The sequence below is a fragment of the Vogesella indigofera genome (assembly GCF_003633895.1).
Classification (GTDB): Bacteria; Pseudomonadota; Gammaproteobacteria; order Burkholderiales; family Chromobacteriaceae; genus Vogesella; species Vogesella indigofera.
In genome coordinates, this window is record NZ_RBID01000011.1 from 171,597 (window position 1) to 184,224 (window position 12,628).

At 67.9% G+C, this 12,628-nt stretch carries 12 protein-coding genes; 5 read left to right on the top strand and 7 right to left on the bottom strand.

The annotated features are described in order from the left end of the window. Window positions 1-151 precede the first annotated feature (151 nt). Window positions 152-1,024 (bottom strand): EamA family transporter, encoded by an 873-nt coding sequence (locus C8E02_RS03125; RefSeq protein ID WP_120809609.1) that lies wholly within the window; start codon window positions 1,022-1,024, stop codon window positions 152-154. A gap of 179 nt (window positions 1,025-1,203) precedes the next feature. Between C8E02_RS03125 and C8E02_RS03130 the strand changes: the two genes are divergently transcribed. From C8E02_RS03130 to C8E02_RS03145, 4 genes are all read left to right on the top strand, one after another. Beyond that, window positions 1,204-1,410: a hypothetical protein gene (locus tag C8E02_RS03130; RefSeq protein WP_120810074.1), complete on the top strand. Its 207-nt coding sequence runs from the start codon at window positions 1,204-1,206 to the stop codon at window positions 1,408-1,410. Between the two features lie 98 nt (window positions 1,411-1,508). Beyond that, entirely contained in the window at window positions 1,509-2,720 is a 1,212-nt protein-coding gene (gene nirJ, locus C8E02_RS03135; RefSeq protein ID WP_120809610.1) for a heme d1 biosynthesis radical SAM protein NirJ, read from the top strand. Then, on the top strand, window positions 2,717-4,264 hold the full coding sequence (locus C8E02_RS03140) for a nitrite reductase (RefSeq protein WP_120809611.1): 1,548 nt from the start codon (window positions 2,717-2,719) through the stop codon (window positions 4,262-4,264). Before nirJ ends, C8E02_RS03140 begins: the two co-directional genes overlap by 4 nt. A 201-nt stretch (window positions 4,265-4,465) precedes the next feature. Continuing rightward, a complete protein-coding gene (locus tag C8E02_RS03145; protein ID WP_047967256.1) occupies window positions 4,466-5,146 on the top strand; it encodes a Crp/Fnr family transcriptional regulator in 681 nt (226 codons plus the stop codon). A 105-nt stretch (window positions 5,147-5,251) separates the two neighbouring features. Here the strand turns inward: C8E02_RS03145 and C8E02_RS03150 are convergent, their stop codons facing one another. Next, window positions 5,252-6,454, bottom strand: coding sequence for an MFS transporter (locus C8E02_RS03150; RefSeq protein WP_120810075.1), 1,203 nt, complete (start codon window positions 6,452-6,454; stop codon window positions 5,252-5,254). A 97-nt stretch (window positions 6,455-6,551) separates the two neighbouring features. On the opposite strand from C8E02_RS03150, the gene C8E02_RS03155 reads away from it, so the two are divergent. After that, the gene (locus C8E02_RS03155; RefSeq protein WP_211329148.1) at window positions 6,552-7,445 is read left to right on the top strand and encodes a LysR family transcriptional regulator; all 894 of its coding nucleotides are present in this window, start codon (window positions 6,552-6,554) and stop codon (window positions 7,443-7,445) included. A 235-nt stretch (window positions 7,446-7,680) separates the two neighbouring features. Here the strand turns inward: C8E02_RS03155 and C8E02_RS03160 are convergent, their stop codons facing one another. From C8E02_RS03160 to tauA, 5 genes are all read right to left on the bottom strand, one after another. Next, window positions 7,681-8,679 carry a sulfate ABC transporter substrate-binding protein gene (locus C8E02_RS03160; RefSeq protein ID WP_120809613.1) on the bottom strand — a complete coding sequence of 333 codons (999 nt, stop codon included), beginning with the start codon at window positions 8,677-8,679 and terminating at the stop codon, window positions 7,681-7,683. 191 nt (window positions 8,680-8,870) lie between these two features. Further along, window positions 8,871-9,704 (bottom strand): taurine dioxygenase, encoded by an 834-nt coding sequence (gene tauD / locus C8E02_RS03165; RefSeq protein ID WP_047967260.1) that lies wholly within the window; start codon window positions 9,702-9,704, stop codon window positions 8,871-8,873. A gap of 13 nt (window positions 9,705-9,717) precedes the next feature. After that, window positions 9,718-10,578 (bottom strand): taurine ABC transporter permease TauC, encoded by an 861-nt coding sequence (gene tauC, locus C8E02_RS03170; protein ID WP_120809614.1) that lies wholly within the window; start codon window positions 10,576-10,578, stop codon window positions 9,718-9,720. Next, window positions 10,578-11,360, bottom strand: a complete 783-nt coding sequence (tauB, locus tag C8E02_RS03175; RefSeq protein WP_120809615.1) for a taurine ABC transporter ATP-binding subunit — start codon at window positions 11,358-11,360, stop codon at window positions 10,578-10,580. Before tauB ends, tauC begins: the two co-directional genes overlap by 1 nt. A gap of 12 nt (window positions 11,361-11,372) precedes the next feature. Continuing rightward, window positions 11,373-12,356 (bottom strand): taurine ABC transporter substrate-binding protein, encoded by a 984-nt coding sequence (tauA, locus tag C8E02_RS03180; RefSeq protein ID WP_120809616.1) that lies wholly within the window; start codon window positions 12,354-12,356, stop codon window positions 11,373-11,375. Window positions 12,357-12,628: the final 272 nt, after the last annotated feature.

Consider the following 12,628-nt stretch of genomic DNA (forward strand, 5'->3'; position numbering starts at 1 on the left):
GGGCGCGGCGCAGTCCGCCGGCGACACGCCCGTGCTGAGCGCGCGGCGTTAGCGTCCGAATCCCGAATCCGGCTAGCGTAAACCGCACCGCCAGACAAAACGTTGGCCGCAAGCACCAAGTGCTTGCGGCCAACGTTTTCATGCAGCCCGCTCAGCTGGCGGCCGGGGCCGGCAGGCGCGACCGGCCCAGGCGGTTGATCCACAGCGAGGCCAGGATCACCGTGCCGCCCAGTGCCAGGCGCGGCAGGTCGGCGTCGCGGTTCCAGATCAGCACGTTGACCAGCAGGCCGGCCGGCACGTGCAGCTCGTTCATGATCGCCAGCGTGCCGGCGCTGACGCGGGTGCTGCCCTTCACCCACCAGTACATGCCCAGCGCGGTGGCGAACAGCCCCATGTACACCAGCACCCCCCACTGTATCGCGGTGTGCGGCAGACGCGCCGAGTTGCCGAAGATCAGGTACGACGGCAGCGCCAGCAACAGCGCACCGAGGAAGAAATGGCCGAAGAAGCGGTGCAGCGGCTGCGACACCGGATATTGCTGCAACAGGCGGCGGCACAGCACCTGGCCGGCGGCAAAAGTGAGGTTGGCCAGCTGCAGCAGCAGGAAGCCGGTCAGGTATTCGCCCTCCAGCGGCTGGAAGCGGATGATGATGCCGCCGCCGACCGCCACCGCGGCCGCCAGCAGCGCCCAGCGGTTGAAACGGCGCGCCAGTGCGTCGTCGAGCAGGGTGACGTAGATCGGCGTCAGCACCGTGAACAGCAGCACCTCCGGCACCGTCAGCACGCTGAAGCTGCGGTACAGACACAGGTAGGTGACGCCGAACTGCAGCGCGCCGGCCAGCCAGAAGCCGGCCACCAGCCGCGCCGGTAGCCCGCGCCAGACGGTCAACGGCAGGAACACCGCGGCGGCGATCAGCACGCGCAGCAGCACGGCGAAGTCGCTGTCGACCTTGCCGGCCAGGTATTCGCCGATCAGGCTGAAGGAAAACGCCCACAGGATGGTAACGATGATCAGGTGACGCATGGAGTGGCTTTGCAATGTCGGGACGGGTGGCGATGATAGGCGATGGCGCGCCGCTTGGGAACGGCGGGCGCCAGCGCGTGGCGCGGCAGGCACTACAATGAAGTAAGCGCCGCAGGGCGCGAAACGGTAACGGCCTGTCCGCCGCCATGCGGCAGGGGCAGGTCGCGGAGGGACGCATCATGACATCCTTACGCAAGCAGCGCGGCTGGTATAACGGCGCCTATTTATTCACCGCCATCTTCGTGCTGGTGCTGTTCATGTCGCAGCCGTGGTTGCCGCTGTTGCTGCTGGCGGCGCTGGCCGGCGCCGGCATCGTGATCGGCATCGCGCGCGGCGGCCACTACCTGAAACAGTGGCTGAACGAGCACCCGCTACACTGGCACTGAGCGGTATGGCCGGCCGGACCGGCAAGCCTTGACTGCGGTCAAGGAGCGCGGGCGGGACAAGTCCGACGATGACGCCATCGTCATTGCCGGAGGCTGTCATGCTGCGTCTCACCCACTACCTGCAAAGCCTGCTGCAACCCGCTCCCGTCGCACCGCCGCGCCAGCCTGGCGGCCCGGTGCTGATCTGGAACCTGATCCGCCGCTGCAACCTGACCTGCCAGCACTGCTACTCCATCTCCGCCGACAAGGACTTCGCCGGTGAACTGAGCACCGCCGAGGTGTTCACGGTGATGGACGACCTGAAGGCCTTCGGCGTGCCGGTGCTGATCCTGTCCGGCGGCGAGCCGCTGCTGCGCCCGGACATCTACGACATCGGCCGCCGCGCCAAGGAAATGGGCTTCTACGTCGGCCTGTCCAGCAACGGCACGCTGATCAATGCGGCCAACGTTGGCCGCATCGCCGAGGTCGGTTTCGACTATGTCGGCGTCAGCCTCGACGGCATCGGCGCCACCCACGACAAGTTCCGCCGTCTCGACGGCGGCTTCGCGCTGGCGCTGAACGGCATCCGCCTGGCGCGCGACGCCGGCATGAAGGTCGGCGTGCGCTACACCATGACCGAGGACAACGCCCACGACCTGCCGGCGCTGCTGCAGCTGGTGAGCGACGAAGGCATCGACAAGTTCTACTTCTCGCACCTCAACTACGCCGGACGCGGCAACAAGCACCGCGACAGCGACGCCCGCCACGCGCGCACGCGCTGGGCGATGGAGCTGCTGATCGAGTCCTGTCTCGCCCACCTGCGGGCCGGCACGGCGAAGGAATTCGTCACCGGCAACAACGACGCCGACGGCGTCTACCTGCTGCAGTGGGCGGCGCGGCACTACCCCGAGCAGCTGGACGCCTTGCGCCAGCGCCTGACGCAGTGGGGCGGCAACGCCAGCGGCGTCAACGTCGCCAATATCGACAACCTCGGCAATGTGCACCCGGACACCATGTGGTGGAAGGTGACGCTGGGCAATGTGCGCGAGCGGCCGTTTTCCGCGATCTGGCCGGACGTGTCGCATCCGCTGATGGCCGGCCTCAAGCAGCGGCCGCGGCCGGTGCACGGCCGCTGCGCCGCCTGTGCCCATCTGGCGATCTGCAACGGCAATACCCGGGTGCGGGCGTGGGAGTTGAGCGACGACTTCTGGGCCTCCGATCCGGCCTGCTATCTCAGCGACGCCGAGATCGGCGTGGCGGACGGTGCCTATCCGCTGCCGCAGCTGACGGCGTGGCAGCGCATCGTGCCGCAGGCGGAGGGCAGCCGATGAAACTCGCCTGCCTGTTACTGGCCGCCAGTGCCAGCCTGCCGCTGGCGGCCACTGCCGCCAATCCCGCCGATCTCTACCAGCAGCACTGTCTCAGCTGCCACGGCGCGCAACGCATGGGTGCGATGGCACCGGCTTTGCTGCCGCAGAGCCTGGAACGCATCAAACCGGCCGAGGTGCTGGCGGTGATCCGCGACGGCCGCGCCGCCACGCAGATGGCCGGTTTTGCCGGCACGCTGTCCGACGCCGACATCGGCGAGCTGGCCGCCTGGCTGGCCACCCCGCCGGCGGCGCCACCGGTGTGGCGCGAGGCGGACACCGCCGCGTCGCGCATTCAATATCTCGATCCGGCCAAGCTGCCGCCGCGGCCAGGCTTTGCGGCCAACGTTGATCCGCACAACCTGTTCGTGGTGGTGGAGGCCGGCGATCACCATGTCACGGTACTGGACGGCGACCGTTTCACGCCGCTGACCCGCTTCAAGAGCCGCTTCGCGCTGCACGGCGGGCCGAAGTTCTCGCCCGACGGCCGTTTTGTCTACTTTGCCAGCCGCGACGGTTGGGTGACGCAGTACGACCTGTACACGCTGCAGACGGTGGCCGAGATCCGCGTCGGGCTGAACACTCGCAACGTGGCGGTGTCCGGCGACGGGCGCTGGGTGCTAGCCGGCAACACCCTGCCGGAGACGCTGGTGCTGCTCGACGCCAACGGCCTGAAGCCGGTGAAGACCATCGAGGTAAAAGACCGCGCCGGCAAGGCGTCGCGGGTGTCGGCGGTGTACGACGCCGCGCCGCGGCAGAGCTTCGTGGTGGCGCTGAAGGACGCCGCCGAGCTGTGGGAAATCTCCTACAACCCGCAGGCCGACAAGATTTATCCCGGCCTGGTGCACGACTACCAGATGGGCGAGGGGCTGGCCGTGTCCGGTTTTCTGAATCCGCGGGTGACGCCGCTGTCCATGGTGCTGGACGACTTCTTTTTCGATAGCGGCTATCGCCACGTGATGGCGGCCTCGCGCGACGGCCAGGCGCAGGTGATCAACCTCGACGCGCGCAGCAAGGTGGCGACGCTGCCGCTGGATGGCATGCCGCACCTGGGCTCCGGCATCACCTTCGAGCAGGACGGCCATCACTACATGGCGACGCCGAACCTGAAGGGCGGCCGTGTGACGGTGATCGACATGGACCGCTGGCAGGTGGCGGCCAACATCGCCACGCCGGGGCCGGGTTTTTTCCTGCGCAGCCACGAAAACACACCCTACGCCTGGGTGGACGCGATGATGTCGCCACGCCGCGACACGCTGTCCATCATCGACAAGCGCACGCTGCAGGTAGTGCGCCAGCTGACGCTGCGGCCGGGCAAGACCAATGCCCACGTCGAATTCACCCGCGACGGCCGCTACGCGCTGGTCAGCATCATGGAAACGCCGGGCGAGCTGGTGGTGGTCGATGCGGCGACGTTCCGGGAGGTGGCGGCATTGCCGATGATGAAGCCGATCGGCAAGTACAACGTGTACAACAAGGTGACGCGGTCGGAAGGCACCAGCCATTAGCGCCGGCCAGGCCTGATTCAGCGACCACACCGGCCACGAACGGCTGACCATCCCGGCCAGGGTTGGCCGCAGGCGGCGGGGCACGACTAGCTCTTTCGGCTAGGGTGCCACCGCCTTTTGGCGCATGGTGGCGCGCACCGGCCGCGCGTAGCCTTGCAGCATCCCCCTACGCGCGGGTGCGACATCCGCAGGAAAACAGCAATGAACCAGATTGATATTCGGACCTTTTTGCAGCATCAGCCACTGTTCCAGCAGCTGTCCGAGGCGCAGCGCGAGGCGCTGGTGCCCGGCACCCGCGAGGTGCGCGGCCAGAAGGGGCAGGTGATCTTCCAGAAGGGCGATCCCTGTGACGGCATGTATCTGGTGGTGTACGGCAAGGTCAAGCTGGCGTTGACCGCGCAGAACGGCACCGAGAAGGTGATGGAAATCCTGCACCCGAGCCAGAGCTTTGCCGAGGCGGTGATGTTCCTGCGCCGGCCGTGTCCGGTGATGGCGCAGTTTGTCGAGGACGGCCTGCTGCTGCATGTCAGCGCCGAGGTGATCTTCGGCGCCATCGCGCAGGATCCGGCCTTTGCCCAGCGCATGCTGGCCGGGCTGTCGTTGCGCCTGCACAGCCTGGTGCGCGACGTGGAACGCTACTCGGTGGAGAGCGCGGTGCAACGCGTGGTCGGCTACCTGCTGCAGGTGGAAGACGACGCCAGCAGCGGCTCGGTGGTGCACCTGCCGGTCAACAAGAACCTGATCGCGTCCCGGCTGAACCTGACGCCGGAAACCTTCTCCCGCGTGCTGCACCAGCTGGCGGACGAGGGCCTGATCGAGGTGCGCGGCCGCGATATCGTGCTGAAGGACCTGGAGGCGCTGCGCGACTTCGGCTTTGCCTGAGCCGGCCGCACCGTCGTACCGAATTTGCGCTGGGCACACCGCCCCCGCCGTAGCGGCCGGGGCGGTGTTGGCATTGCGGCCAACCTTGCCGTGCCGTCGCCGGGTTCAGTGCCCGCGCAGTGACGACGCCAGCGGCCGCGGCCCGATGCCGGCGCGGCGATCCAGGTGTCCGGACCAGCTGGTCAGCCCCACCGCGCCCAGCACCACCAGCGCGCCGATCCACGGCGTGGCCAGCAAGCCCAGCTTGCTCACGATCAGGCCGCCGCCCCAGGCGCCGCCGGCGATGCCGACATTGAAGGCGGCGATGTTGAGCCCGGAGGCCACGTCCACCGCATGCGGCGTTTCGCGCTCCGCCTGCTGCACCACGTACACCTGCAGGCCGGCGACATTGCCGAACGCCACCGCACCCCAGGCCAGCACCGTCAGCAGCACCAGCCACGGCGAGCTGGCGGTAAAGGTCAGCACCAGCAGCACCAGCGCCAGCAGCAGGAAGATGACCTGCAGCGCGCGCACCGGCCCGTGCCGGTCGGCCAGCCGGCCGCCCCAGATATTGCCGAATGCCACCGACACGCCGTACACCAGCATGACCAGTCCGACACTGGACGGCGCGTAGCCGCTGACCTGCTGCAGGATCGGTGCGAGGTAGGTAAAGGCGATGAAGGAGCCGCCATAGCCCAGCGCCGTCATCGCGTACACCAGCAGCAGCCGTGGCCGGCCCAGCACCGCCAGCTGGGCGAGCAGGCCGCCGGCCGCCGGGGTGGTGATGTTGCGCGGGATCAGCAGCAGGCTGCCGACAAAGGCGATCACCCCCAGCAGCGACACCGCCAGAAAGGTGCTCTGCCAGCCAAAGTGCTGGCCGATCCAGGTACCCAGCGGCACGCCGCTGACCAGTGCCACGGTCAGGCCGGAGAACATCAGTGCAATCGCGCTGGCCGCCTTGTCCTTGGCCACCAGGCTGGTGGCGATGGTGGCGCCGATGGAGAAGAACACGCCGTGCGCCAGACCGGTCAGCACGCGGGCGGCCATCAGCGCCTGGTAGCCCGGCGCCTGCCACGCCACCAGGTTGCCGATGGTAAACAGCGCCATCAGTCCCAGCAGCAGTGGCTTGCGCGGCAGGCGGCTGCTCAGCGCGGTGAGCACCGGTGCGCCGATGGCCACCCCCAGCGCGTACAGGCTGACCAGCAGGCCGGCAGAAGGCAGCGATACCTGCAGGTTGGCGGCAATGGTCGGGATCAGCCCGACAATGACAAATTCGGTGGTGCCGATGGCAAAGGCGCTGAGCGTCAGCGCCCACAGGGCAAGAGGCATGATGTGCTCCGGTTGGTGGGTGTGCGGCGATTGTCTCCGCTTGCCAGCCACGGAAAAACCGTCTCTACTGCCAAATACTTTTGACTAGGAGTCAATAATGATTGCCACCGATGCGCTGATTGCCTTTGTCGCCATCATAGATGGCGGCTCCTTTTCCGCCGCCGCGGCCCGGTTGCAGCAGACGCCGTCCGGCATCAGCCGCACCTTGTCGCGGCTGGAGGCACAGCTGGGGGTGCGCCTGATCACGCGCACCACGCGCCGGCTGGAGCTGACCGAAGAAGGGCGCTGGCTGCTGGAGCGCGCCCGCGACATCCTGGCGCGCCTGGGTGACACCGAGGCCCGGCTGCAGGCCAGTGCCGCCGTACCGGCGGGCGTGGTGCGCGTCAATGCCGCCAGCCCGGTGTTGAACCACCTGCTGGCGCCGCTGGTGCCCGGTTTCCTGGCCGCCTACCCGCAGATCCGGCTGGAGCTGACCGGGGCGGAAGCGATTGTCGACCTGATCGAGGAGGGGGCCGATGTCGCCATCCGCGTCGGTGCGCTGGCGGATTCCACCCTCAACGCGCGCCTGCTCGGCAGCAGCCCGTTGCGGCTGGTGGCGGCGCCGGACTACCTGCAGCGCTGCGGCCAGCCGGCACAGGCCGCGGCGCTGGCGCAGCACCGCCTGCTCGGTTTCAGCAGTCCGGCGGCGCTGAATGTGTGGCCGCTGGCACAGGCGGGGCAGCACGGCTGGCCGGTCGAACCGGCGCTGAGCGCCAGCAGCGGCGAGACGCTGCGCCATCTGGCGCTGGCCGGCGCCGGCATTGCCTGTCTCGCCGATTTTCTGGTCGGCGACGACCTGCGTGCCGGCCGGCTGCAGTCGGTGCTGGCGGCCGAGGTGCTACCGTGGCGGCAGCAGGTCTGGGCGGTGTTCTACAAGCAGGGGCAGCTGGCACCGCGGGTGGCGTGCCTGGTCGACTATCTGGCCCGGCAGCTGCCGTTGCAGCGTAGCTAGGACGGTCAGCGCCGGCAGTGGTGTTACCGTGGGCAGGCCCGCCATGGCAGCTGCCGCGCGCGGCCCGCCGGGTTGCGGCCAACCTTGGTGCGAGACACGGCAGCTTCGCTGCGCCGGGAGGCCCGCTCGCGCTGCAGCGTGGCGGCAAGCCAGGCAGCAGCGCTGGGCCGCGATGTTGCCGGTGTAATGGGGCACGCGCCGGGCCGGGAACGGTGCCTGCTCCGGCGCGGCAACCTCAACGGCTGATGATCTGGTCGAAGATCGCGCCATCGTCAAAGTGGGTTTTCTGCGCGCGGGCCCAGCCGCCGAACACCCGGTCGATGGTGAACAGCTTCACCTTGCTGAACTGGGCGGCGTACTTGGCGGCCACCTTGGCGTCGCGCGGGCGGTAGTAGTTCTGCGCCGCCAGCTCCTGCCCCAGCGGGCTGTACAGGTAGCGCAGGTAGGCCTCCGCCACCTTGCGCGTGCCGCGCTTGTCGACCACCTTGTCCACCACGCTCACCGGCGGCTCGGCCAGGATCGACACCGACGGCACCACGATGTCGAACTTGTCCGGCCCCAGCTCCTTGCTGGCGAGGAAGGCCTCGTTTTCCCACGAGATCAGCACGTCGCCGATGCCGCGCTGCGAGAAGGTGACCAGCGAGCCGCGGGCGCCGGAATCCAGCACCTTCACGTTGCGGTAGATCTTCTGCACCAGTGCGCGGGCACTGGCATCGTTGCCGCCGGGCTGTTGCAGCGCGTAGCCCCACGCCGCCAGGTAGTTCCAGCGTGCGCCGCCGCCGGTTTTCGGATTGGGGGCGATGACCTCCACCCCGGGGCGGGCCAGGTCGTTCCAGTCGCGGATGGCTTTCGGGTTGCCCTTGCGCACCAGCAGCACGATGGTGGAGGTGTACGGCGTGCTGTTGTGTGGCAGGCGGCTTTGCCAGTTGGCCGGCACCAGTGCGCCGTTCTGGTGCAGTTCGTCGATGTCGTTGGACAGCGCCAGCGTCACCACGTCCGCCTCCAGCCCGTCGATCACCGAGCGCGCCTGCTTGCCGGAGCCGCCGTGCGACTGCTTGACGCTGACGGTTTCGCCGGTTTGCGCCTGCCAGTGCTTGGCGAAGGCGGCGTTGAACTCCTGGTACAGCTCGCGCGTCGGGTCGTAGGACACGTTGAGCAGGCTGACATCGGCCATGGCCGTTTGGCTCAGCAGGCTGGCAAACAGCAGCGCGCCGGCAAGTGGTTTCAGTTTCATGGGAGCACCCCGGAGTTGAATGTGACTGTCATTGTCCGGGGGCGGCCGGCGGCGGTGAACCAAGCAAAATTCACAAGCTAATCAGCGCTGGCGGCCGATGCCGGGGCGGACCCGTTGCGGCCAACGTTGTGGCGGTGACAACGCAACACAGGCCGCGCCCGCAGCCGGCCTGTGTTGTGCTGCGTGGCCGTTCAGAACGGCTTGTCGCCCAGAATGGTGGCGCGGTGCATGATGCGGTGCGCCGGGCGGTAGTCGTCCACCGCGTAGTGCTGGGTGACGCGGTTGTCCCAGAACGCGATGTCACCCGGCTGCCAGCGCCAGCGCACGCTGAACTCCGGCTTGGCAAAGTGGGCAAACAGAAACGCCAGCAGCGCGTCGCTCTCCGCCGGTGGCAGCTCGTTGATGCGGGTGGTGAAACCGTCGCTGACGAACAGCGCCTTGTCGCCACTGACCGGGTGGGTGCGGATCACCGGATGGTTGACCGGCGGCGTGCTGCGGCGGGTGGCCTCGTAATTGGCCAGCGCCTCCGGCGTGTGGCCGAAGCGCTCCAGCGGGAACGACTTGGTGAAGTCGTGCGTCGCGGTCAGCCCGTCCAGTAGCTGCTGCAGGCGCGGCGACAGTGCGGCGTAGGCGGCGGTGCCGCTGGCCCACAGCGTGTCACCGCCGTATTCCGGCAGCTGCCGTGCCACCAGCACCGAGCCCAGCGGCGGGGTGTCGATGAAGGTGACGTCGGTGTGCCAGATGGCGTTGTCGCGCAGGTCGTTCAGCGCGGTGTCCAGCACCATGATCTGCGGCGTGTCCGCGATCTTCGGGTACAGCGGGTGGATGTGCAGATCGCCGAACCAGGCGGCGAAATCGCGCTGCTGCTGCGGGCTGAGATCCTGATTCCGGAAAAACAGCACCTGGTGTTGCAGCAGCGCGGCGCTGAGCGCCTGTTGCCGTGCGCTGTCCAGCGGCTGCGCGAGGTCGATGCCGCTGACGATGGCGCCCAGTGCCGGGCTGAGGCGGGTGAAGTGCAGACTCATGACGGTAATCCTTTCAATGATGTTGGCCGTGCCACGGGGTAAGGCGCTGCTGCAGCTGGCGCAGGCCCAGCTCCAGCGCGAAGGCGACCAGCGCGATGACGATGATGCCGAGCACCACCACGTCGGTGACCAGGAACTGCGCGGCGGACTGGATCATGAAACCCAGCCCGCGGGTGGCGGCGATCAGCTCTGCCGCCACCAGGGTCGACCAGCCGGCGCCGAGGCCGATGCGCACGCCGGTGATGATCTCCGGCAGCGCGCCGGGCAGGATCACGTGGCGCAGCAGCTGCCAGCGGCTGGCGCCCAGCGACAGCGCCGCCTGTCGCCGCAGCTGGCTGACGCTGGTCACGCCGTGGGCGGTGGCGATCAGCACCGGCGCCAGGATGGCGAGAAAGATCAGCAGCACCTTGGACAATTCGCCGATGCCGAACCAGATCACGATCAGCGGCAGGTAGGCCAGCGGCGGCAGCGGGCGGTAGAACTCGATCACCGGATCGAGCAGGTGTCGCGCCAGCGGAAACACGCCGATGACGATGCCCAGCGGGATGCCGACGACGACCGCCGCCAGCAGCGCCAGCAGCATGCGTTGCAGGCTGGCCAGCAGGTGCTGCGGCAGGGTGGCGTCCATGTAGCCGCCGGCCAGCAGCTCGCCGAACCTGGCCAGCACCGCTTGCGGCGGTGGCAGGAACAGCGGCGCAATCAGCCCGCTGGCGGTGAGCGCCCACCACAACAGCAGCAGGCTGGCGATGCTGAGCGCGGCCCAGTGCGCCGCTTGCGGCTGCCAGCGGCGGCCGGCCGGCGCGGACGGGGCAGGCGGATTGCCGAAGTCGAGGGTGTCGGGCACCGCGATCAGGGCGGGTGGGGTGGTGGGCATCAGGCGGCCTCCTCGTGACCTTGCCGGAACAGGCTGTGCAGCAGCGATTCGCGCAGTGCGATGAACGCCGGATCGGACTTGATCGCGCGCACGTCCTCGCCGGCGCGGTAGCGCTGGTTAAAGGTTGGCCGCAAGCGCTGCACGATGCGCCCCGGCCCCGGCGACATCAGCACCAGCTCGGTGGCGAGGAACAACGCCTCCTCGATGTCGTGGGTGATCAGGAACACGCCGCGCTGCGACTGCTGCCACACACGCAGCAGCAACTGCTGCATCTGCTCGCGGGTGAACGCGTCCAGCGCGCCGAACGGCTCGTCCAGCAGCAGCACCTGCGAGCGGCTGGCCAGCGCGCGGGCGATGCCGACGCGCTGGCGCATGCCGCCGGACAGCTGCCAGGTGCGCTTGGAGGCGACATCGGCCAGCCCGACCAGGCGCAGGGTGTCGGCGACGATGCGCTCGCGCGCCGCCGCGTCCGCACCCTGCAGCCTGAGGCCGAAGGCGACGTTGTCGTGCACGTTCAGCCACGGCAGCAGCGCGTCGTGCTGGAACACCACCGCGCGCTCCACCCCCGGTGCCGTCACCGGCTGGCCGGCAAACAGCACCCGGCCCTGGCTGGGCGCGATGAAACCGGCCAGCACCCCCAGCAGCGTGCTCTTGCCGCAACCGGACGGCCCCAGCGCCACCAGCAGTTCGTCACGCGCGAGGCTCAGCGACACCTGATGCAGTGCCGGCTGCGACTGGCCGGGGTAGGTGACACCGAGCTTGTCGACTTGTAGCAGGCTCATGGTCGGCTCCGTCTAGCGCAGCGCGGCGTTGATGAACTGGTTGGTGACGTAGGGCGTGTAGCTCGGCTGCAGGCTGTCGACCTTGCCCTGCGATTTGAGGAAGGCGGCGGTATCGCCGACCGCCTTCACCAGCGGCTGTTGCAGCAGCTTGCTCTGCTCGGCCAGCGACGGGTAGATATTGCCCGGCAGCAGCGCGGTGACTTCCTCCGGCTTGCTGCCGGTGAGGCGGGCGATCTTCGCCACGTTGGCCGCATTGCTGGCGAAGCCTTTCGGGTCCTTGTTGTAGCGCTCGAACACCTTGCCGGTGACGCTCACGAACTGCTTGAGGAAATCCGGATTCCTGGCGGCGAAGTCCTGGCGCACGATCCACAGATCGTAGGTCGGCGCGCCCCATTTGCCGACTTCGGCCGAGCTGGTCAGCACCTTGCCGCTGGCGCGTACCTTGCCCAGTGCCGGCTCCCACACATAGGCGCCGTCGATGTCGCCACGCTGCCAGGCGGCGGCGATTTCTCTGGGGCGCAGGTTGAGGATGGTGACCTTGCCGGCATCCACTTTCCAGTGCTTGAGTGCCGCCAGCAGGCTGTAGTGGGTGGTGGATACGTACGGTACCGCGATCTTCTTGCCGACCAGATCGGCCGGCTTGCTGATGCCGCTGCCGTTGCGCACCACCAGCGCCTCGGATTCGCCGATCACGCCGGTGACCAGAAAGGTCTGGATCGGCAGGCCGCGGCTGGCGGCGGCGGCCAGCGGGCTGGAGCCGATATTGCCGATCGGCACGTCGCCGGAGGCGACCGCGGCGATCACCTCGGCGCCGCTCTCGAACTTGCGCCAGTTGATCTTCTTGCCGGTGGCTTTTTCGTAGTCGCCGTCGGCTTGCGCCACCTTGGACGGGTCGACGCCGGTCTGGAACGCGATGGTGACGCCGTCATCGGCAACGGCGGTGCCGGCAACAAAGGCCAGCGACACAAACAGGGAAACGAGGGCAGGGCGGGTCATGGCAATCTCCAGTGGTGTATCGTTTGCAATGACACCATTAAAAAGAGAAACCGGCGGACGGGGAAATAACAAAAGCCGCACCTTATATTCAGCACAGGCTGCGGTATTTATCGGTTAAATGAATAAGAGCCACTAACAAAACCCCTGATCCTGCGTTGCGCCTCCTTGCCGTACTAATTGTACTGTCTGCGTCGGCGCGCCTTGGTTCAGGTGCTCTGCGAGGTTTTGTTAGCGGCGCTAAGTCGGTAATTAAATGACGGATGGTGTTGTGA